This is a genomic window from Mycobacterium sp., assembly GCF_029961025.1.
Classification (GTDB): domain Bacteria; phylum Actinomycetota; class Actinomycetes; order Mycobacteriales; family Mycobacteriaceae; genus Mycobacterium.
On record NZ_JASBVP010000016.1, the window covers coordinates 45,822 to 66,315 of the forward strand.

The 20,494-nt window shown below is 67.7% G+C and carries 19 protein-coding genes, 1 pseudogene and 1 riboswitch; of the genes and pseudogenes, 2 read left to right on the forward strand and 18 right to left on the reverse strand.

From position 1 onward, the window contains the following. The first annotated feature begins 9 nt into the window (after window positions 1-9). Window positions 10-882, forward strand: a complete 873-nt coding sequence (locus QJR12_RS16395) for a haloalkane dehalogenase (RefSeq protein ID WP_300584363.1) — start codon at window positions 10-12, stop codon at window positions 880-882. Here the strand turns inward: QJR12_RS16395 and gcvP are convergent. The 10 genes and pseudogenes from gcvP to QJR12_RS16445 form a co-directional block, all read right to left on the reverse strand. Continuing rightward, window positions 875-3,742 (reverse strand): aminomethyl-transferring glycine dehydrogenase, encoded by a 2,868-nt coding sequence (gene gcvP / locus QJR12_RS16400; protein ID WP_300584365.1) that lies wholly within the window; start codon window positions 3,740-3,742, stop codon window positions 875-877. The genes QJR12_RS16395 and gcvP overlap by 8 nt on opposite strands. 159 nt (window positions 3,743-3,901) lie before the next feature. Beyond that, window positions 3,902-3,999: riboswitch (glycine riboswitch) on the reverse strand. Window positions 4,000-4,072: 73 nt separating this feature from the next. Next, window positions 4,073-4,732: a MerR family transcriptional regulator gene (locus tag QJR12_RS16405; protein WP_300584366.1), complete on the reverse strand. Its 660-nt coding sequence runs from the start codon at window positions 4,730-4,732 to the stop codon at window positions 4,073-4,075. Window positions 4,733-4,960: 228 nt separating this feature from the next. Then, complete coding sequence (locus tag QJR12_RS16410) at window positions 4,961-5,455, reverse strand: bifunctional nuclease family protein (protein ID WP_300584408.1); 495 nt, start codon at window positions 5,453-5,455, stop codon at window positions 4,961-4,963. Between the two features lie 103 nt (window positions 5,456-5,558). After that, window positions 5,559-6,293, reverse strand: a complete 735-nt coding sequence (locus QJR12_RS16415) for a MerR family transcriptional regulator (RefSeq protein WP_300584368.1) — start codon at window positions 6,291-6,293, stop codon at window positions 5,559-5,561. After that, window positions 6,293-6,766, reverse strand: a complete 474-nt coding sequence (garA, locus tag QJR12_RS16420; RefSeq protein WP_300584370.1) for a glycogen accumulation regulator GarA — start codon at window positions 6,764-6,766, stop codon at window positions 6,293-6,295. Before garA ends, QJR12_RS16415 begins: the two co-directional genes overlap by 1 nt. A 151-nt stretch (window positions 6,767-6,917) precedes the next feature. Continuing rightward, window positions 6,918-7,313 carry a glycine cleavage system protein GcvH gene (gcvH, locus tag QJR12_RS16425; protein ID WP_300584373.1) on the reverse strand — a complete coding sequence of 132 codons (396 nt, stop codon included), beginning with the start codon at window positions 7,311-7,313 and terminating at the stop codon, window positions 6,918-6,920. 26 nt (window positions 7,314-7,339) lie between these two features. Then, window positions 7,340-7,429 (reverse strand): annotated as a pseudogene (locus tag QJR12_RS16430) (hypothetical protein); the annotation flags it as partial. Window positions 7,430-7,630: 201 nt separating this feature from the next. Next, window positions 7,631-8,284, reverse strand: coding sequence for a CDP-alcohol phosphatidyltransferase family protein (locus QJR12_RS16435; RefSeq protein ID WP_300584376.1), 654 nt, complete (start codon window positions 8,282-8,284; stop codon window positions 7,631-7,633). 13 nt (window positions 8,285-8,297) lie between these two features. Next, on the reverse strand, window positions 8,298-10,634 hold the full coding sequence (gene secA2 / locus QJR12_RS16440) for an accessory Sec system translocase SecA2 (RefSeq protein ID WP_300584378.1): 2,337 nt from the start codon (window positions 10,632-10,634) through the stop codon (window positions 8,298-8,300). Window positions 10,635-10,680: 46 nt separating this feature from the next. After that, window positions 10,681-12,324 (reverse strand): acetolactate synthase, encoded by a 1,644-nt coding sequence (locus QJR12_RS16445; protein WP_300584380.1) that lies wholly within the window; start codon window positions 12,322-12,324, stop codon window positions 10,681-10,683. Between the two features lie 92 nt (window positions 12,325-12,416). On the opposite strand from QJR12_RS16445, the gene QJR12_RS16450 reads away from it, so the two are divergent. Next, complete coding sequence (locus tag QJR12_RS16450) at window positions 12,417-14,339, forward strand: ABC transporter ATP-binding protein/permease (RefSeq protein WP_300584382.1); 1,923 nt, start codon at window positions 12,417-12,419, stop codon at window positions 14,337-14,339. A 234-nt stretch (window positions 14,340-14,573) separates the two neighbouring features. Here QJR12_RS16450 and QJR12_RS16455 read toward each other — a convergent pair whose 3' ends face one another. The 8 genes from QJR12_RS16455 to QJR12_RS16490 all read right to left on the reverse strand — a co-directional run bounded on the left by QJR12_RS16455 (window position 14,574) and on the right by QJR12_RS16490 (window position 20,191). Beyond that, entirely contained in the window at window positions 14,574-15,263 is a 690-nt protein-coding gene (locus QJR12_RS16455; RefSeq protein ID WP_300584385.1) for a hypothetical protein, read from the reverse strand. 160 nt (window positions 15,264-15,423) lie between these two features. Continuing rightward, the gene (locus tag QJR12_RS16460; RefSeq protein ID WP_300584387.1) at window positions 15,424-16,020 is read right to left on the reverse strand and encodes a LysM peptidoglycan-binding domain-containing protein; all 597 of its coding nucleotides are present in this window, start codon (window positions 16,018-16,020) and stop codon (window positions 15,424-15,426) included. Between the two features lie 184 nt (window positions 16,021-16,204). Further along, window positions 16,205-16,927 carry an MgtC/SapB family protein gene (locus tag QJR12_RS16465; protein ID WP_300584389.1) on the reverse strand — a complete coding sequence of 241 codons (723 nt, stop codon included), beginning with the start codon at window positions 16,925-16,927 and terminating at the stop codon, window positions 16,205-16,207. Between the two features lie 516 nt (window positions 16,928-17,443). Next, complete coding sequence (locus QJR12_RS16470; protein ID WP_300584390.1) at window positions 17,444-17,674, reverse strand: hypothetical protein; 231 nt, start codon at window positions 17,672-17,674, stop codon at window positions 17,444-17,446. 183 nt (window positions 17,675-17,857) lie between these two features. Next, window positions 17,858-18,142 carry a WXG100 family type VII secretion target gene (locus QJR12_RS16475; protein WP_300579498.1) on the reverse strand — a complete coding sequence of 95 codons (285 nt, stop codon included), beginning with the start codon at window positions 18,140-18,142 and terminating at the stop codon, window positions 17,858-17,860. 65 nt (window positions 18,143-18,207) lie between these two features. Beyond that, window positions 18,208-18,504: a WXG100 family type VII secretion target gene (locus tag QJR12_RS16480; protein WP_300579497.1), complete on the reverse strand. Its 297-nt coding sequence runs from the start codon at window positions 18,502-18,504 to the stop codon at window positions 18,208-18,210. A 96-nt stretch (window positions 18,505-18,600) separates the two neighbouring features. Next, complete coding sequence (locus QJR12_RS16485) at window positions 18,601-19,881, reverse strand: PPE family protein (RefSeq protein ID WP_300579496.1); 1,281 nt, start codon at window positions 19,879-19,881, stop codon at window positions 18,601-18,603. 13 nt (window positions 19,882-19,894) lie between these two features. Continuing rightward, window positions 19,895-20,191, reverse strand: a complete 297-nt coding sequence (locus QJR12_RS16490; RefSeq protein ID WP_300579495.1) for a PE family protein — start codon at window positions 20,189-20,191, stop codon at window positions 19,895-19,897. Window positions 20,192-20,494 lie beyond the last annotated feature (303 nt).

The following is a 20,494-nucleotide window of genomic DNA, read 5'->3' on the forward strand; positions in this document are numbered from 1 at the left end:
AGGAGCGCGATGAGTGTCGATTTCACCCCGGATCCCCGGCTGTATCCGTTCGTGTCACGCTGGTTCGACAGCACCAGGGGCCGCCTGCACTATGTGGACGAGGGACCGGCCGACTCCCCGGGACCACCGATCCTGCTGTGCCATGGCAACCCGACCTGGAGCTTCTTGTACCGCGACATCATCATCGCGCTGCGCGAGCGCTTCCGCTGTGTCGCACCGGACTACCTGGGTTTCGGATTGTCCGAGCGGCCCGCGGGATTCGGATACACCGTCGCCGAGCATGCCGGGGTGGTCGGCGAACTGGTCGACCATCTCGGCCTGGACGGCTATCTGACGATGGGCCAGGACTGGGGCGGGCCGATCAGCTTGGCGGTCGATGTGGCGCGGGCGGATCGGGTGCGCGGCATCGTCTTGGGCAACACCTGGTTCTGGCCGGCGGACACGCTGGCGATGAAGGCCTTCGCCACCCTGATGTCCAGCCCCCCGATGCAGTATGCGATCGTGCAGCGCAATTTCTTCGTCGAACGACTGATTCCCGCGGGCACCGGCCGCCGGCTCAGCGCTGCGGTGATGGCGCATTATCGGGCGGCCCAACCCGGCCCCCAGGAGCGGCTGGGTGTGGCCCGCATGCCCAAGGAGATCCTGGCGGCCCGGCCGCTTTTGGAACGGCTCGCCCGGGAAGTGCTCGCCGCGCTGGGCGACAAGCCCGCCCTGCTGGTCTGGGGCATGAAGGATCCGGCGTTTCGACCCGCCGCGATGATTCCGCGGATCCGGGCCGCCTTCCCCGACCACGTCCTCGTCGAATTGGCCGACGCCAAGCATTTCATCCAGGAGGACGCCCCCGAGGCGATCGCGGGGGCGATCGCCCGGCGGTTCAGCTGAGCTGCCGGGCGTAGGACGACGCCTGCGGACGCACGCAGATCAGATTGCGGTCACCGTAGGCGTTGTCGATGCGGCGCACCGGCGGCCACACCTTCGGGCGGAAGGCCTTGCCGAGCGGGTAGGCGGCCTCTTGCCGGGTATACGGGTGATCCCACTCGGTCACCAGCAGGCAGTCGGCGGTGTGTGGTGCGCCCCGCAGCGGGTTGTCGTCGACGGGCCACTGCCCCGCCGCCACTTTGTCGATCTCGCCGCGGATCGCGATCATCGCCTCGCAGAAGGCGTCTATCTCGGCCAGGCTCTCGCTCTCGGTGGGTTCCACCATCAGCGTTCCGGACACCGGAAAACTCATTGTTGGTGCGTGAAAGCCGTAGTCCGCCAGCCGTTTAGCGACATCGTCGACGGTCACGCCGGTCGCCTTGGTGAGCGGGCGCAGGTCCAAAACGTACTCATGGGCGACCATCCCGTTCGCGCCGGTGTACAGCACCGGGTAGTACTCGTCGAGCCGGCGCGCGATGTAGTTCGCCGACGCGATCGCGGTCAGCGAGGCTGCCCGCAAGCCGGCAGCGCCCATCATCCTGATGTAGGCCCAGCTGATCGGCAGGATCGACGCCGACCCGTAAGGCGCCGAGGCCACCGGGCGGCCCGACGGCAACTCCGGAGCGTAGGGATGACCCGGCAGAAACGGCGCCAAATGCGCACGCGCCACCAGCGGCCCGACGCCCGGGCCACCACCGCCGTGCGGGATGCAAAACGTCTTGTGCAGGTTGAGGTGACTGATGTCACCGCCGAATTTCCCGGGCCGCGCCAGCCCGATCAGCGCGTTGAGGTTGGCCCCGTCGACGTAGACCTGCCCGCCGGCGTCGTGCACGGCCGCGCAGATCGCGGTGATGTCGCGCTCGTAGACGCCATGGGTGGACGGATAGGTGATCATCAGCGCCGCCACCCGGCCCGGGTACCCGTTGATCTTGGCCCGCAGGTCATCGAGGTCGACGTCGCCGTTGTCGCGGCAGGCGACCACGACCACCCGCAAACCGGCCAGCGCCGCCGAGGCGGCGTTGGTGCCGTGTGCGCTCGACGGAATCAGGCAGATATCGCGGTGCGGTTCACCGCGGCTGGCATGGTAGCGGCGGATCGCCAGCAGGCCCGCGTACTCACCCTGCGAGCCGGCGTTGGGTTGCAGCGAGACCGCATCGTAGCCGCTGAGCTGCGCCAGCCAGGTGCCCAGCTGGTCGATGAGTTTACGCAGCCCCACGGTGTCGGAGGCCGGGGCGAACGGGTGCAGCCGGGTGAACTCCGGCCAGGTGATCGGCTCCATCTCGGCGGCGGCGTTCAGTTTCAGGGTGCACGAGCCGAGCGGAATCATGCTGCGATCCAACGCGATGTCTCGGTCGGCCAGGGTGCGCAGGTAGCGCATCATCGACGTCTCGGTGCGATAACTGGTAAACACCGGGTGGGTCAGAAACTCCGAGGTGCGGGTGGCGATATCCGGGCCGTGAAACTCCCGTGCCGGCCCGGCCCCGAACGCCGCCAGCACGGCGCTGACATGCTCATCGGTGGTGGTCTCGTCGCAGGCGACCGAGATGTGATCCTCGTCCACCTTCCACACGTTGATCCCGCGCTCTTTGGCGGCGGCCTGCACCCGGGCGGCCCGCCCGGGAACCCGGGCCAGCACGGTATCGAAGAATGCCGGGTGAACCACCTCGATGCCGGCCCCGGCCAGCCCGCCCGCCAGGTGACGGGCGTGCGAGTGTACCCGGCGCGCGATGGCGGTCAGGCCCTCGGCACCGTGGTAGCTGGCGTACATCGCGGCCAGAACCGCGAGCAGCACCTGTGCGGTGCAGATGTTGCTGGTCGCCTTGTCCCGGCGGATGTGCTGCTCGCGGGTCTGCAACGCCAGCCGGTAGGCCGGCGCCCCGTCGGCATCAACGGAAACCCCCACCAGCCGGCCGGGCAGTTGTCGGGTGTAGGCGGCGCGCACCGCCAGATACGCGGCGTGCGGGCCGCCGAATCCCATCGGCACCCCGAACCGTTGCGTGGTCCCGAACGCGACGTCGGCCCCGATCTCTCCGGGCGGGGTGATCAGCGTCAACGCCAACAGATCGGCGCCGACGGCGACCAGCGCGCCGCGGTCGTGTGCCTGCGCCACCAGCCCGGACCAGTCGCTAACCCGGCCGCTGGCGCCCGGCAGCTGGACGATGACACCGAAGAACTCCCCCGGCGGGAGGCCGTCACGCAGGTCGACGGTGACGATCTCGATGCCCAGTGCCTCGGCGTGGCCGGCCAGCACCGCTGCCGTCTGGGCGTACAGATCCACGTCGACGGCCAGCCGGTTCGATGCGCCCCGCCCGCTGCGGTGCATCAGCGTCATCGCCTCGGCCGCCGCACTGGCCTCGTCGAGCAGCGAGGCGTTGGCGACCTCCAGGCCGGTGAGGTCGGACACCATGGTCTGAAAGTTCAGCAGCGCCTCCAGCCGGCCCTGGCTGATCTCCGCCTGGTAGGGCGTGTAGGAGGTGTACCAGGCGGGGTTCTCCACAATATTGCGCCTCAGCACCGGTGGCGTAACGGTGTCGTAGAAGCCCTGGCCGATCATCGACACCGCGACGGTGTTCTCATCGGCCAGCGCGCGCAGTTCGGCCAGCGCTTGGGCTTCGTCGGCCGCCGGTGGCAGCAGCTCCAGACCGGGCGCTACGCCGGTCTCGGTGGGGGTGTCGAGGATGTCGGCGGGCAGCGCCTTGACCGCCAGGTCGTCGAGGGTGTCGACCCCGATGACGGCAAGCATGGCCGCGATATCCTCGCGGCCCGGGCCGATATGCCGGTCGGCGAACGCGCGCGGGGCGGTGACGGCGTGGGGGTCGACCATCGGGACTCCTGACGTCAGGGTGGAACCGCAGCTGGCTGTGTTCCTCTCCCTCTGTCGTCTACCCGCGCCGGGCGCCTGAGAGATTCGACCACTGGCCCATGGTCTTTCCCCATCGGCGGGCGACCCGGACGGGCGGGCCGCCGCTTTCCAGAGGCATCGAAATCTGGTGCGGTCCGGGTGCCTGAGAGGTTGACGGAGAGGTGCTGCTCCTTCGGCGTCCGTGACTGGCCGTCACGGAACTCTCCCGCCCCAGGGCGATGCGAGGCCGATTCTACCCAGCCGGTGGTGCCGGCAGGGCCGATGCCCGGTCGCCGACCGTGACCGCCGTCCTCAACCGATCTTGCGGTCGCGGTGCTTGCGCCGCGACGCCAGCTCATCCTCGGGGGCTGCGATCGATTCACCGCCGTCGGCGCGCTCGCCGGGAAAGTCCGCGATGACGCCGGTCAGCTCGCGCATCGCACCGGACACCGCGATACCGAAGACCCCCTGCCCGCCCTGCAGCAGATCGACGACCTCCTCCGCCGACGTGCACTCATATACCGTCGTGCCGTCGGAAAACAGCGTGATGTTGGCCAGGTCCTGGACGCCGCGCTGACGCAGGTGGTCGACGGCGACCCGGATGTTGTGCAGCGAGATGCCGGTGTCTAACAGCCGTTTGACGATCTTGAGGACCAGGATGTCCTTGAACGAATACAGCCGTTGGCTGCCGGAGCCGGCCGCGCTGCGAATCGACGGCACGACCAGAGAGGTGCGCGCCCAATAGTCCAGCTGGCGGTAGGTGATCCCGGCGATCTGGCAGGCACTCGGGCCGCGGTAGCCGACCAGCTCGTCGGGCACCGAGTCGTCGGGGAACAGGCCCTCCTGCACGGGCCCGCCCGGGGCCGGGGTGCTGCCGTCTCGGCCGGCCGCGGTGTCCTCGGGTCCGGGGGCGGGTGCGGGATCCGGGTGGTCAGCAAAGCCGAGCTGGTCTTGATGTGGTTGCTCGCCCACGGTGCTTCCTCTCGCCGATCGCGCTCAATATCACCGGCTGCCCCGGCAGTTGCTCAGGCCCGAGTGCTTGAGAGCATACGCTTTCCGACGAGCCATCCGCTCATCGTCGCCCTCCAAGTATGGCGACCCTGCGGGTCGCTCACCGCGATCCGCGAGGCGTGTCGACTTCACGGTCGCAGCTGAGACACATCCGTGATGTGGCGACGACGTGGTTCGGCGGCGTCGCCGTCAGGTGGCCTTGAAATCGTCGGGTGACACGCTGTCGAGGAACTCCTTGAACTTCTCCACCTCGTCCTCTCCAACGGCGCCGCCGGACTGCGCGTCGGTTGCCTCCGGGATGAGCAGGCCGGCCTCGGCGAGCACCGCCTCCTCCACGTAGATCGGGACACCGACCCGCAACGCGATCGCCACCGAATCCGACGGCCGTGCCGACACCCTGATGTTGCGGTCGAAGATCAGATCAGCGTAGAAAGTGCCCTCCTGCAAATCGACAATCCGCACCTCTTTAAGCGAATGCCCAAGCGCGGCAATAACATCGCGGATCAGGTCATGCGTCAAAGGCCGGGGCGGCTCCACGCCCTGCTGCTCGAGCGCGATGGCTGCGGCCTCCGCCTGGCCGATCCAGATCGGCAGATACCGGTCTCCATTGGCCTCGCGCAGCAGCAGCACTGGCTGGTTCTGCGGCTGCTCGACGCGAATGCCCACCACGCGAACTTCACCCATCTCTGCCCTCCGCATATGCTGCCTGTCCGAGTCTGTCCTGGCGTCGCGGTGCGGCGTGGTCACCGAACCGTCGAATACCAAGCCGTCAAACGAAGTCTAGCCCTCAGCGGTCAAGTACGTCGCGAACAGCCGACTTGATCAGCGCCGTGTGCAAGGTGATGGCCAGCGCGGCGACCTCACGCGCCAAATCATCGGCACGGTCACGCGCGCCGGTCTTGACCACCGGCCCGGCGATTTGCGCGATCAGATCGCATTGCCGATCGGCCGCCGAGCGAAACGCCCGCAGGTGCCGCGGCTCGACACCGTACTCGGCCAGCGCCCGCGCACATTGCAGGATGACAACCGCCTGCTCGTCGAAAAGCCCGGCCGGACCCGTGGTGACCACCCCCGCCTTCAGCAGTGCGGTCAGCAGCGCATCGTCCACCCCCGAGCGTGCCAGCAGGTCTTCCCGGCTCAGCCGCTGGCGGGTGGGTGCCACCGCCGCGGCCTCGGATCCGGCGCCCGCGTGCGAACTGCCGGCCACCGGCAGCAATCGGGGCGCCCCATAAGGCGATGCGGAGGGGGGCAGTTCACCGTCGGGCTGGGCGTCGAGTTGTGCTTTGATCACCTTCAGCGGCAGGTAGTGATCCCGTTGAGCGGTGAGGATAAAGCGCAATCGCGCGCAGTCGTACGCGGTGAACCGCCGATACCCCGACGCGGAACGCCGCGGTGTCACCAGCCCCTCAGCCTCCAGGAAACGAATCTTGGAGACCGTGATATCCGGGAAGTCCGGGCGCAGCAGCTCTAGGACCGCCCCAATCGACATCCCGGCCAGTGCGGGGGTGTCGGGCGCGGTCACTAGTGCGCGGATCCCTGATCGTCAGTGGGCTTCGGGCCGGTCAGAAACACCAGCCGGAACTTGCCGATCTGCACCTCGTCGCCGTTGGCCAGCACCGCCGAGTCAACCGGCTCGCGATTGACGTAGGTGCCGTTGAGGCTGCCGACGTCGACGACATGGAACTCGTTGTTCTCCAATCGGAATTCGGCGTGGCGACGGCTCACGGTGACGTCGTCGAGGAAGATGTCGCTGTCGGGATGCCGGCCGGCCGAGGTGGTCGGCCGGTCAAGCAGGAAGCGCGAGCCCGCGTTGGGCCCCCGCTTGACAACCAGCAACGCTGAGCCCGGCGGCAGTCCTTCGACCCCGGACACCGCGCTTTCGACGCCGGTTTGCGCGGGCGCCTCCAGCTCGCTGAGGAAGTCGGCGCGGAAAACGGAGGTCGTCTCCACGGTGACTTCGTCGGAGGTCTGGTCGCTGTCTTTCTTTTCCGTCACCCGCTGCTCCTTACTGACCGCGTCGGCGTTGTCTGCCGGTTCGCCGGACCGGCTCGCCCTGGGTTGTGCTGCCGATGTGTCGACCGTACCGCGCACCGCCCGGCAATGTGCCCACCACCACACGATCGGCGGCTCACCGATGCTGCGCTGCTCATTCGCTCAGCGTGCCGCGATAAGCCTCCGCGTCCAACAGGGTCGCGATGCCCCGCTCGAGGGAGTCACCATCGGCTTGCAGGTCGATCAGCCAGCCCGCCCCGTAGGGATCGGAGTTCACCAGCTGCGGGCTGGTTTCCAGATCGCCGTTGACGGCAACCACTTTCGCGGTGACCGGTGCGTAGAGATCGGAGACCGACTTGGTCGACTCCACTTCACCGAACGACTCGCCGGCCGTCACTTGCGTGCCGACTTCAGGCAGCTGCACGAACACCACGTCGCCGAGTGCCGATTGCGCAAAATCGGTAATCCCGACCCGCACCGTGTCCTCGCCGGTGCGACGCACCCATTCGTGTTCGGCGGTGTAGTAGAGGTCGGGCGGGATGTTGGTCACGGCGCTCCTGTTCGGGTCGGCGTTACTCACTTGACGGGCTGAGCGTATTGGTGCGATTTCGGTTGTCGCAAGGCGGTCACGTCCACCCGGTCTGCCTGCTGCATCGCCCTCCGGCCCGCCGCGTGTGCTCATTGCCGGACGGTGCCCCGGCCGGTGAAGCGGGTTCCTGGCTCATGGTTGGGTGCTGGTCCGGGCGCCGCGACAGCGGGGCGGCAACGCTGAGGGCACCGGGACGAACCGCGGTCGGGCGGCCCGGTGCGCATCGCGGCCCGGTCATAGCCCATAGCCGCCAAGCATCCGCTCCGGGTCAGCCACCGTTATCCGCCCTTCCCCGCACGCGGTTGCTCGCCCCCGGGTTCCCGGTGGCCACGCCACCCGCGGTCACCGGCGGTCACCGGGGGCATCGTCCGCACGACCGCGACCACTTGCAGCGCGTACAACACCAACGCCCACAGATACATATACAGGCCCCAGATCAACGCCGCCCACCCGCAGGCCAGCAGCACCCGGTTGCACACCCCGCCGAGATGACCCAGCAGGATCAGGGGGAAGGCGGCCATCAGCCCGAAGGTCGCGGCTTTGCCGACGTAGGTCACCGGCAACGCCGTCAGTCCGCGGCGGCGGAGCACCGGCAGGGTCGTGGCCAACAACCCGTCGCGTGCCAGCAGCGTGATGACAATCCACCACGGAACCAGGCCGCGGACCCCGAACACGATCGGGACGGTCACCAAATAGAGCCGGTCGACGGCCGGATCCAGCAGCGCCCCCAGGCTGGAGGCTTGGCCCAGGACCCGGGCGATTTTGCCGTCGGCCCAATCGGAGACACCGCTGATAGCCAGGATCGCCACCGCCCACGCATCGGCGTGCACGACCAGCAGCGCGTAGACCAACGCCGGGATCAGCGCCAGGCGAACCGCGCTGAGCGCATTGGGCACCGTCAGCACCCGGTCGTGCGCGGGCCCGGCCTCCATGAGCAATCAGGCCTTAGCGGAATACCCCGGGCAGGCTCAGCACGGACAGCGCGTCGTCGGCCAACGGGTTGTCTCGCACCATGTAGGTCCACGTTGACGTGGGCCGGGCGAGTTTGGACAGGTCCAGCCACGGCTCGTCGTCCAGCACGTTCGCGGTTTCAAACGTCTGCTGGGCGGCCTCGATCGCATCGGCGGCCAGGGACGCGAACGCGTCGACCGCCATCCGGTGAAACTCATCGAGCGGGTTCTGCCGGCCCAGTGCGCGCAAATGGATGCTCTCCCGGATATCGGCCAGATATGCCAGATGATCGGCCCACCCCCGGTCAAGGTGATAGAGCATGATCAGCCGGCAGATCTTTTCCAGCCGATCTTCCGGCAGGCTCTCGGCGAGCTCCCGGTAGCGTTCGGGCGACAGCTCGGCGAGTTCCTCGCGCGCGGCGGGGGTGCGCAGCAGGGCGTCGCGGCGCTCGACGATGATGGCGCGCTGCTGGGCGATCAACTGGTTGTAGCGCCAGGTGTTGGCGTGGACATCGAGCAGTTTGCCCTCGGCGACGCGCTGGGCATGGTCGAGCAACCCCGCCGCCTTAGGGCTTGTGACCCGGCCGTTCTCGTCGGTCTGCCGCGGCAGCTTGGGCAGCTCGAGGTTGGCCGCGACGACGTCGTCTTCCCAGCTGGAGAAGAACACCGTCGAGCCGAGGTCGCCCTGACGGCCGGCCCGACCGCGCAACTGATTGTCCAGCCGCTCGGTGTGGTGGCGGCCGGTGCCGACCACGTGCAGCCCGCCCAGCTCGGCAACCCGGTCGTGGTCGGCCTCGTCGGAGCCACCCAGCCGGATGTCGGTGCCCCGCCCCGCCATCTGGGTGGACACCGTGACCGCGCCCAATTTGCCGGCCTCGGCGATCACCCGAGCCTCCTCGGCATCGTTTTTGGCGTTGAGCACCACCGCGGGCACCCCGCGACGCAGCAGCCGCCGGTGCAATTCCTCGGATTCGGCCACGTCACGGGTGCCCACCAGCACCGGCCGTCCGGTCTGGTGCACCTCGACGATGTGTTCGACAATGGCGTCGTTTTTGGCGGCGGCGGTGATGTAGACCCGGTCGGGCTCGTCCTCGCGGATGTTGGGGGTGTTCGGCGGTATCGGGGACACGCCGAGCCGGTAGAACTGGCGCAGCTGCTCACCGGCGGCCAGCGCGGTTCCGGTCATGCCACACACCGTGGGGTAGCGGTTGATCAGCGCCTGCACCGTGATGGTGTCCAGCACCTCGCCGGTCTCGGTGGTGTCGATGCCCTCCTTGGCCTCCACCGCGGCCTGCAGGCCGTCCGGCCAGCGCTGCAACGCGGCAATGCGCCCGCGGGACGCGTTGATCAACTGGACCGCGCCGTCGCGGACGATGTAGTGCACGTCGCGCTGCAAGAGCACGTGGGCGTGCAGCGCGACGTTGACCTCGGTCAGCGTGGTGCCGACATGCTCCTCGGAATACAGATCGATGCCGCCCAGGGCCGCCTCCAGCCGCTGCGCCCCGGCCTCGGTGAGGTGCACGTTGCGGTTATCGGAGTCGGTGGCGAAGTATTTGTCGGCGTCGTTGTCGCCGACCAGCTCCCCCACCAACCGGATGATCTCCGCCCGCGGCGTCTCCCGGTGGGTGGTGCCGGCCAAGACCAGCGGCACCAGCGCCTCATCGACCAGCACCGAGTCGGCTTCGTCGATCAACGCCACATCCGGGTTGGGCGACACCAGGTCGGCGACGTCGGTAACCAGCTGATCCCGCAACACGTCGAAACCGATCTCGTTGACCGAGGCGTAAGTGACGTCGCAGGCGTAGGCGCCGCGGCGCTCCTCGGCGGTGGATTCGGCGGTGATCCAGCCGACCGTGAGACCCAGCGCCTCGATCAACGGACCCATCCATTCGGCATCGCGTCGGGCCAGGTAGTCGTTGATGGTGACCACGTGCACATGGCGGCCCGCCAGGGCGTACCCGGCGGCGGCGATGGCGCCCGCCAGGGTTTTGCCCTCCCCGGTGGCCATTTCGATGACGTCACCGGCCAGCATCCGCAGCGCACCCAGCAACTGCACGTCGAACGCCCGCAGCCCGGTGGCCCGCGCGCCGGCCTCCCGGGCGATGGCCAGGAACTGCGGAATATCGGGGGATTCGGCGAGATTGTCCAGCCGCAGCAGCCGGGCCGCTTTGCGTAGCTGCTCGTCATCAAGATCGGCGGCCTGCTCGCCGAATTCCGCCGCGGCGTTCACCTGGGCCAGGGAACGGTTGAGGTTTTTCTCCGTGGCGGCGCCGAGCAGCCGCCAGAATCGGCCGCTCAGACGCCCCGGCAGGACGCTGGTGGTCTTGGGCACAAAACAACGGTACGCGGGCCGGCGGGCGGAGCGCCGAGCCGGCCGGTCAGGCCAGGGTGGATCGGCGCGGGTAGGCCACGGTGGGGTCGGTGAGCACGTTGACGACGGCGGGCAGGGAGCTGGCGAACGCGCGTTCCAGCGCCGGTCGAAGCTGCGCGGGGGCGGTGACCAGCTCCCCATGGCCGCCCAGGGCGCGCACCACCTCGTCGTAGCGGGTTCCCGGGCGCAGTTCGGCAACGACCGAATAGCCGTAGAGCGCCTCCATCGGGTGCTTCTCCAGGCCCCAGATGCCGTTGTTGCCGATCACCGAGACCACCGGCACGCGGTGGCGGACCAGGGTGTCCCATTCCATGCCGGAAAACCCGAAGGCGCCGTCTCCCTGCAGCAGCACGACCTGGCGGTCCGGGCGGGCCAGTTTGGCGGCCAGCGCGTAGCCCGGCCCGGAGCCGAGGCACCCGAACGGGCCGGGATCCAGCCAGCATCCCGGCAGGTAGCTGTCGATCACCCGGCCCGCGTACGAGCCGAAATCGCCGCCGTCGATCACCACGATCGCGTCGCGGTCCAGTAGCGGCGCCAGCTCGGCGTAGACCCGCATGGGGTGCAGCGGAATCCGGTCATCGGACATCTCGGCCCGCTCCAGGTCGCGCGCCGCGGTCTCCGCCTCCCGCAAGTCTTCGAGCCAGTTCGGGTGGCCGGCCCGGCCGCCGTCGGCCAGGGCCGCCAGGGTCGCCGGCAGGTCACCGTAGAGCCCGGCCGCCACCGGCCGCGGATGCTCGCGAGCGGGTTGGGTGCGGTCGGCGACAATGAGCTGGGTCTGGGAGCCGAACACCCCTCCGAAGCCCAGCCGAAAGTCCATCGGCACTCCGACCACCAGGGCGACATCGGCCTGCCCCAATGCTTTTGCCCGTACTCGCGAGAACGCCAACTCGTGATCGGCGGGTACCGTACCGCGGGCCATTCCGTTCATCAGCACCGGTATTTGCCGTTGCTCGGCGAGCCGCAGCAGCGCCGCCTCCGCGCGGCCCCACCAGACGTTGGTGCCGGCCATGACCACCGGCCGGCGCGCCCGGGCCAGGAGACTTGCGGCGCGGTCGAGAGCGTCTTCGTCGGCGGCCGGTGCGGGCGCCGGGCCGGTGAGCGCGCCGGGGCGGGGGTCGGCATCGCAGAGCGAGAACACGTGGTCCAGCGGGAAGTCGACGAACGCCACACCGGATGGCGCGGTGACCGCCGCCCGCAGCGCCTCGTCGACCAGCCTGCCGGCGTCGCCGGCGGACTGCGCGGTGGCTGCGAACCGGGCCACCGGCGAGACGAACGCTACGTGGTCGATCTCCTGGAGCGACCCCATGCCCCATCGCGTCGCCGGCGCCCGGCCGCCGAGCACCACCAGCGGGGAGGCGTTCTGCTGAGCGGCCGCCATCGCACTCATCCCGTTGGTCACACCGGGCCCGGCGGTCAGCGCCACCACCCCGGGGGTCCGGGTCACCTTGGACCAGCCTTCGGCGGCAAAAGCCGCGGTTTGTTCGTGGCGGGTGTCGATCAGCCGGATCCCCTCGCTGCGACAGCCGTCGTAGATGGCGAACAGGTGGCCGCCGGACAAGGTGAAGACGGTGTCCACCCCACTGGCCCGCAGCCGCTGCGCAATGAGCCGGCCGGCGTGCATGGTCTGGGTAGGTGCGATGTCGGCGGTCATTCCCGCAGCCTATCCGTGGCCCTCGGGTACCTTCGCCACTGGATGATCATGGGGCGCCGCGTTGACGCCCGGGCCACGAGGAGACATCGAAGTTGGGCACAAAGCCGTTCACACCGTCCATCGACTGGGGCCACGCGCTGGGCGACTCGTTGTGGTGGATCGCCCAGGCGTGGGCGATCAGCGCGGTCTGCGTTCTCGCGGTGCTGGTTGCGCTCCGGTATGCCACGCGATGGGGCCGGCAGTACTGGCGGATCACCCGCGGCTACTTCACCGGCGGCCCGCATGCCGTCGGTGTGTGGCTGATGCTCGGCGTGCTGTTGTTGTCAGTCATCGTGGCGGTTCGGCTGAACGTGCTGCTCAGCTACCAGGGCAACGACCTGAGCACCGCCGTGCAAAAAGCCGTCCAGGGTTTGGCGATGGGAAACGACGACGTGAAACGCTCTGGAATCCACGGATTTTGGATGTCGCTAATGATTTTCTGCGTGCTGGCGGCGATCTTCGTGGCCCGAGTGATGGCTGATATCTATTTGACGCAACGTTTCATCATCGCATGGCGGGTGTGGCTGACCGACCACCTCACCAAAGACTGGTTGGACGGCCACGCCTATTATCGAGATCTATTCATCGACAACACTATTGACAACCCCGACCAGCGTATTCAGCAAGACATCGACATCTTCACCGCGGGCGCCGGTGGCACGCCGAACATTCCGTCGAACGGAACGGAAAGCACGCTGCTGTTCGGTGCCGTGCAATCGGTGGTATCGGTGATCTCGTTCACCGCGATCTTGTGGAATCTCTCCGGACGGCTGACCATTTTCACCGTTGACATACCCCGGGCGATGTTCTGGGCCGTCCTGGTGTACGTGCTTGCGGCGACGATCATCGCGTTTTGGATCGGGCGCCCGTTGATCCGGTTGAGCTTCCGCAACGAAATGCTCAACGCCGCCTTCCGCTATAGCCTGGTGCGGTTACGGGATTCCGCTGAGGCCGTGGGTTTCTGGCGTGGCGAGCGAGCCGAGCGCTCGCAGTTGTGGCAACGTTTCACCCCCATCATCGACAATTACCGCCGCTACGTGCGTCGCACCATCGGATTCAACGGCTGGAACTGGTCGATGACCCAGATAATCGTGCCTTTGCCGTGGGTGATCCAGGCACCGAGGTTGTTCGCCGGAAAGATCCAGTTTGGTGATGTCACCCAGACCGCGATGGCGTTCAACAACATCGAGGGGTCGTTGTCCTTCTTCCGCAACAACTACGACGCGTTCGCCGCCTTCCGGGCGGCGATCATCCGGCTGCACGGCCTGGTCGACGCCAACGCTCGGGGTCGCAAACTGCCGGTCCTGACCACCTCGGCCAGCCGCGACGGCTCCGTGGAGTTGCACGGTGTCGAGGTGCGCACACCCACCGGCGGGCGGTTGATCGATCCCCTCGACATCCGCCTCGAGCCGGGGGAATCGCTGGTGATCACCGGCCCCTCCGGGAGCGGGAAAACCACACTGCTGCGCAGCCTCGCGGAGTTGTGGCCGTACACGTCGGGGACGATGCGCCGCCCCGCGGGCGACCACGAGACGATGTTTTTGTCCCAGCTGCCGTACCTGCCGCTGGGCAACCTGCGCGCGGTGGTGTCCTATCCGAGCCCGCCCGGCGCTATCTCCGACGACGCCCTGGGTGACGTGTTGGCCAAGGTGGCGCTGGCCCCGTTGGCCGATCGCCTCGACGAGGATGCCGACTGGGCCAAGGTGCTCTCCCCCGGTGAACAGCAGCGCGTCGCTTTTGCCCGGGTGCTGCTCACCAAACCCAAAGCCGTGTTTTTGGACGAGGCCACCTCCGCGCTCGATGAAGGGCTGGAGTACGCCCTCTACCGCCTGCTGCGCACCGAACTGCCGGACTGCATCGTCGTCAGTGTCAGCCACCGGCGCGCCCTCGAGCAGCACCACGGTCACATGCTGACGCTGCTCGGCAAGGGCGAGTGGCGGCTGGCCAGGGTCGAGGAAGAGCCGGCACGGGTGTAACCGCCGCCACGCCGCGCCCGGCGCTAGCCGCGTGGTCCGCCATTGCCAACCTGGTTTGTGCTGTGGTGGCGTGGGGTGATCACGAGGGTGGTGCGAGAGTGCCGGTGGCGACGGCGTTACTCGGGAAACGCGTCGCTGACCGCACTTTCGCGGCTACCCATGGCACACTTCCAGGTCCGTCGCCACGCACGCGCGACGCCCGACCTGTTGCCGGCCCACCGCTCTCAAGGGCCGCTAGGACGTGGGCGCCTTGCGCAACCCGGCCAACATCCCGACGTCCTCACGGACCTGCTGAGAGACCGTCGGCCAGGACACCGCCGCGGGAAACTGACCCCACACACTGTTGAAGATTCCGACGATCCGGGCTGCACCGGCCCCGTTGGGGACATACACCGGTCCGCCCGAGTCACCCTGCTGGCTGACGATGCCGTGCGCCATGGTAAACCACCCGTTGTTGACGCGTTCGACGGTTCCGCAGCTCTCGCCGGTGATGACCCCGAAATGGCAGACGGCTTCCCCGGGTGCGACCATCAGACCCGGTTCGGACTCCAGCGGCCGCCCGATGGGCAGGATGTCATTCGCCATCACGTCGTCAACCAGCACAATCGCCTCGTAGTCGGCGATCAACTGATCACCGGCCACGGTGGAACCGCTCGGCGTGTTGTCCCGGAACGTCGCCAGGTGGCCGATGAGTTGACCGTCCTTGTCGGTCACCTGCTCGCCGCCCCGGCAGTGCCCCGCGGTGAAGGCGACCTTCAGCCCCGGATCGACATAACCCAGGGTGCACACCTGATTGCCCTGGCGGATTTCCATTCCCGGGAACACCGGCACGGCATCGGGCCGGGCCGGAATCGGTGACACCGCGCCCGCGAGCATCGCAACCAGTCCGGCGGCGACTGCATACCGTGCCGGGCGGCCCATCATCGACTTCGTTCCCTCGCGGCGGGCGCTGCGCCCGGCCGAACAGCTACCGGGATAACACTTCCACACGTTAGCGCCTCAGGCAGCCCGTACCGGCACAGCTGCCGGGTCCGTTCTGCCCGCCCGAGTGGCCGCGGTCCTCCGGTATTCGGAAATGGTGCGTCTAGGGAATGGTGAGTACCTGTCCGGGGTGAATCAGATCCGGGTTCGCGATGCCGCCGGCGTCGGCGATCACCTGGTATTTGCTGCCGTCGCCGTAGAAGTGTTCGGCAATCGCCCATAAGGTGTCGCCGGCGATGACGGTGTAGGTTCGGGGCGCGGCGGGCTCGGGTGCGGGTGGCGGGGCCTCGGGTTCGGGGGCCGGCTCGGCGGCGCCGGGCGCCGCCTCGGCGGCCGCGGATTCGGCTTCGGGTGGCGGCGGCGGGGCGTCGGTCTCGGTCTTGGTCGACCATGCCGGCCCGTCAGCGGCGTAAAGCACCAGGTTGCGGTCGTCCTGCAGGATCAGCCGGACGTCCTTCTTGCCCTTGGTATTCGTGGCCCACACCGGCTTGTCCCGGGTGTAAAGGACGAAGTTGCCGTCCGGCTGCACCTCGGCCCGCACCACGTCTTGACCATTGGTCCCGGTCGCCCAGATCGCCCTGCCGCGCACCGCCAGCACCAGGTTGCCGTCGTCTTGCAGGGTGAGTGTGTAGGCACCGTTATTGGAGGTAAGCGATTCTCCCTTTACCAGCTTGTGTCCTTGAGTAAGCGTGTCTCCCATGGGAATTCCCTTCTCGTCAGCAGGTTACAACCTGCTGACGGCCAGCGTCGTCGGTTGTGCACGACAACGGTGAGCCTACCGGGTTAGGCTTTTCCTGGTGGGCTTTCGAAACGCTGGACTTGGGTTCAATGGCCGATTCCGCTCCGGTATGTTCCCGCCAGCCGCCCAAGACGATGCGCCGACGTCAGCCCGGTGACGCCGGCGGCGTGTCGGTCGGGTCGCCCGCGTACCAGTGCACCGCGTAAATTCCCGGTTGTAGGGAAAGTTCCGCGACCAGACGCTCAAGGCGGGCCGGCGCATGACTGTCCATGAGCAAATGCGCTGTCAGGACAACGTTTTCATCGTCGGCGCGTCCGGTGTGAATACCACGCAAGATGAGGTCGTTCGCGCTGGTGTGCTGCACGATCTGAGCCCGCGCGTATTTTTCGGACTTGGGTCGGCAAACCAGCTGCACCTGGTAAGGCTGCTGTTCCTCGTCTTCGTCGACGGGGTTGTCGGGGTCGATCAACCGGCCCAGCGGGCGCCCCAACAAGTGCACGGCGATGATGGTCCCGGTGGCGATCAATGCGAACGCCAGGTGCCCGCCCGCGGCCAGCACCCCCACTGCGGCCGAGCACCACAGGGTGGCCGCGGTATTGAGCCCGCGAACGGTAAAGCCTTGACGCAGGATTACCCCGCCACCGAGAAACCCGACACCGGACACCACATAAGACGCGACCCTGGTGGGGCTGCTGTCATTGGTGGCGGCGGCGTAGAGCACGAACAGGGTCGCTCCCGTTGCCACCAAGGTGTTGGTGCGCAGCCCGGCCATCCGCGCCCGCCACTGTCGTTCGACCCCGATGAGCGCACCGCAGCCCAGCCCAACCGCCAGACGCAAGGCGAAATCAGCGACACTCAGCGTGTGCATCGGATGCTCTTTTTTCCGGTATGCCGCAGACCGTTGCAACCGTGATAGTTTCGCCTGACGCGTCAGGAATGCGATTGGCTATCAATTCACTTCGGTTCTGGCATCCGTTCATGCTGCGCTCACCGAGCGTTCATTTCGGTCCGGCTTGGCCCGACTCTCACCGGCACGCCCGGCAGGCTCCACAGGACACGGTTTTTGCGAAATCTCAGCATCGTCGCAAGGGATTGTATTGCCTATTCGCGTGACATCCTAGACCTGGAACACCAAGGTTCCAGCCACGGATATGGCCACGCGGAGCGATAGCGGCGAATCAGCCTGGGCCTGGTGGGAAAGTCCTGAACAGCACCAGCGGGAACACCCAAAGGCTCTATGCGGCAATATGTTTCCAAATAGTGCCGATAACGAGGCCATCGGCGATCATCGTTTGGCGGTGGTGGTGATGATGGTTGGGCCGATTGATGGGTGTCATCAATCGGCCCGGTTGTCAGGGTGTGTGGTTGTGTTTTTGCCTGGGTTTTAGAGGGTGAAGGTTTGTGGTGTCACCATCGGCCAGGGTGAGGCCGGGACGACGCTGCGTTCCACGCGGTGGGTCACCGACTGCCAGGCGCTGGGTGAGTAGTGGGTGGTGGTTTCCTCGAAGCCGTCCACGCGCGAGATCGTCACCACACCGGTGGCCGGGTTCAAGTCGAAGACATCGCCTTTGGTTTCGTGGATTTCGGCCCCGTCAAGCAGCCGGATCACATACATGGGGGTGTTCCTTCTTTCGTGTTTGCTTTCGTGTTTGGTGTTGTTTGGGTGTTGTGGGCGTGTTGGGGGTGCGCGCCCCCCGGTGCTGGAAAGGCGCCCGCCGCGGCGAGTGTTGTGGTTGGCGCTGTGGTGGCGCGCTCGCCGCGGCGGGGCCGTCGGGGGGCTGTGCGGTGCCCGCCGCGGTCAGGCCCAGCTGGCGCCCACCGCGCTGTCGGTGCTGGCCATGTTGGCGCTGGCGGTTTGCACCTTGGTGCCGTGGGCGTTGGCCTGGTCGTAGATCACCTGGAAGTTGCGCCCCAACTGGGTGATGAACTCCTGGCAGCCCGCCGAGCCCGCGCCGCCCCAAAAATCCCCGGCGGCCAGCACATCCCGGATGATGGCCTGGTGCTCGGCCTCCATGGCGGCGGCCTGGGCGCGAATCAGCGCCCCGTGGGCGTCCACGTCACCGAACTGGTAGTTGATCGTCATTTGCGGTTCTCCTTACATGTCACTGGGTTTGGGCATAGCTGCTAATAGCTGCTGGTAGGTGGTTGCTAGCTGCTCAGCAGGTGCTGGGAGGCCAGCTCTTGGGTCTCGTAGTTGTTGGCGTCGCGGATCAACCCGTCACGCACCCCGTGCAGCATGGTGACGATGTTGTTAAACGCCTGATTCATCTGCGCCATGGTGTCGTAGGAGCTCACCTGGGCGGCCCCGCTCCAGCCGGCCCCGGCGATGCTTTGGGTGGAGGCCCACATCTTGGCGGCCTCCCCCTGAACGGTTTGCGCGTGGCCCTCAAAGCGGGCCGCCATCGCCCGCATCTGGTCGGGGTCGGTCATAAAACGCATCGGCATTGTCGTGTCTCCTTACCGTGTGGTCAACATTTGTTGAGGTGATGGCTTGCTGGATTGACTGGATTGGTTAGTGCTGAACCGCTGGCCCCCCTTCCCTCACCCGGCCGCCGGCGGATGCGGAACCACCGACAGCTGGAACCCGTAGCGCGGCGCCGGACCCCCGGCCATCCCCCGCCCCAGCCCCCCGACCAGCGGCACCCCGCCGAGCATGTCGGCCGGCCCGCCGGCCGGCGGTGCCGCCGAGGGCAGCGCCTCCGGCAGCGCGGTGGCCGTCTTGGGCACCGCCGCGATCGCCGGGGCCCAACTTTGCGGCACCGACAGCGCCCCGATCGAGCCGGCCCGGCCCAACCCGGCCGCCACCGGCGCCGCGCCGGCCAGCCCGCCCAACCCCGAAATCGGGGGCATGTTGTTGATGATGTTGGGCAGCGCCGCGGCCGCGTGCTCGGCCGCCTGGGCGGCCGGCTTGGACAACGTCTCCACCTGGCTCAGCTCCCACCCCAGGTCGTTGATCACGTTGTGCTCATTGCCGATCAGGGTGCTGGCCAACGCCGCCGGGCTGGAAAACCCCAACTGGTTCATCAGCGAGCCCGAGCCGAACAGCGAGCCCAGCAGCGACTTGGATGACGTGGCCGCCTTCGAGGCCGTGGACGCCGCGGTGGAGGCCGCGCCGGAGGTGGCGCTGGCCAGCGGCGCGACCGCGGCGGTGGTGCTGGCCGCCAGCGGTGCGCCCGAGGCGGTGGCGGCCCCCAGCGGGGCGCCCAGCACCGCCGGGGCCGCCGCAAGCGTCTGGGTCCCCGACACCCCACCGGCCTGCACGGTCGCGGCCGCCGGGGCGGCCAGCGCGGCCCCGGAGGTGGTCTGCGGGGCCGGGCTAAAGGTGGGCAACCCCGAGGTCGCCGCCAGCGCCGCGCCCTGATAGCCATACATCGTGGCCGCGTCTTGGGCCCACATCTCGGCGTACTGGGCCTCGGTGGCCATGATCGCCGGGGTGTTTTGCCCCAGGAAATTCGTGGCGATCAACGCCATCAACAACGCCCGGTTGGCCGCGATCACCGGCGGGGGCACCGTGCCTAAAAACGCCGCCTCATAGGCGGCCACCGCCGCCTGCGCCTGCGCGGCGGTCAGCTCGGCCTGCGCGGCGGTGCTGCTTAGCCACCCCACATACGGGGCGGCCGCGGCCGCCATCGCCGCCGACGCCGACCCCTGCCAGGCCCCACTGGTCAACCCCGAAACCACCGACCCGTAACCGGCCGCCGCCGAATACAACTCCCCGGCCAGCCCCTCCCAGGCCGCCGCGGCCGCCAGCAACGGACCCGCCCCCGGGCCGGCATACATCAACCCGGAATTAATCTCGGGGGGCAACACCGCGAAATCCATCCCCAACACCCCCTCACAACGCCGCGGTGTTGGCGGCCTCGGTGGCCGCATACGAGCCCGCGCTGGCCCCCAAGGTGGCCACAAACATGTCATGAATCGCCGCCGCCTGCGCGGCCACCGCCTGATACAGGCCCGCGTGCGCGGCGAACTGGGCCGCGGTCAACACCGACACCTCATCGGCGGCCGCCGGCACCACCCCGCTCGTCGGCCCCGCCGCCGCCCCATTAGCGGCGGCCACCGCCGAGCCGATACCCCCCAAATCACCGGCCGCCCCGAGCATCATCTCCGGCTCGGTAAACACAAAAGACATCGCAGTTCCTCTCCTTTAATGACCAAGCGCCCACCGGCCAAATTCGGTTGCGCTATTCAAGTAGTCGCCCCCCACCCCCAAAGAGTTCCCCCCAAAACCCCACACACCCCACCACCCAAAAACCACCAAAAACCACCCAAACACCCTGCAGCACAACAACACTCGCCAAATTGACGTGACTGCATACCTACCGAAGTCGGCGATCAGTTGTGCATTTCCCTTAATTCGATGAACACCCGCCATCAAAAGGTAAACAACGATAAAACACCGGGATAAATCGAGCCGACGCAAAAATCCCGCGGC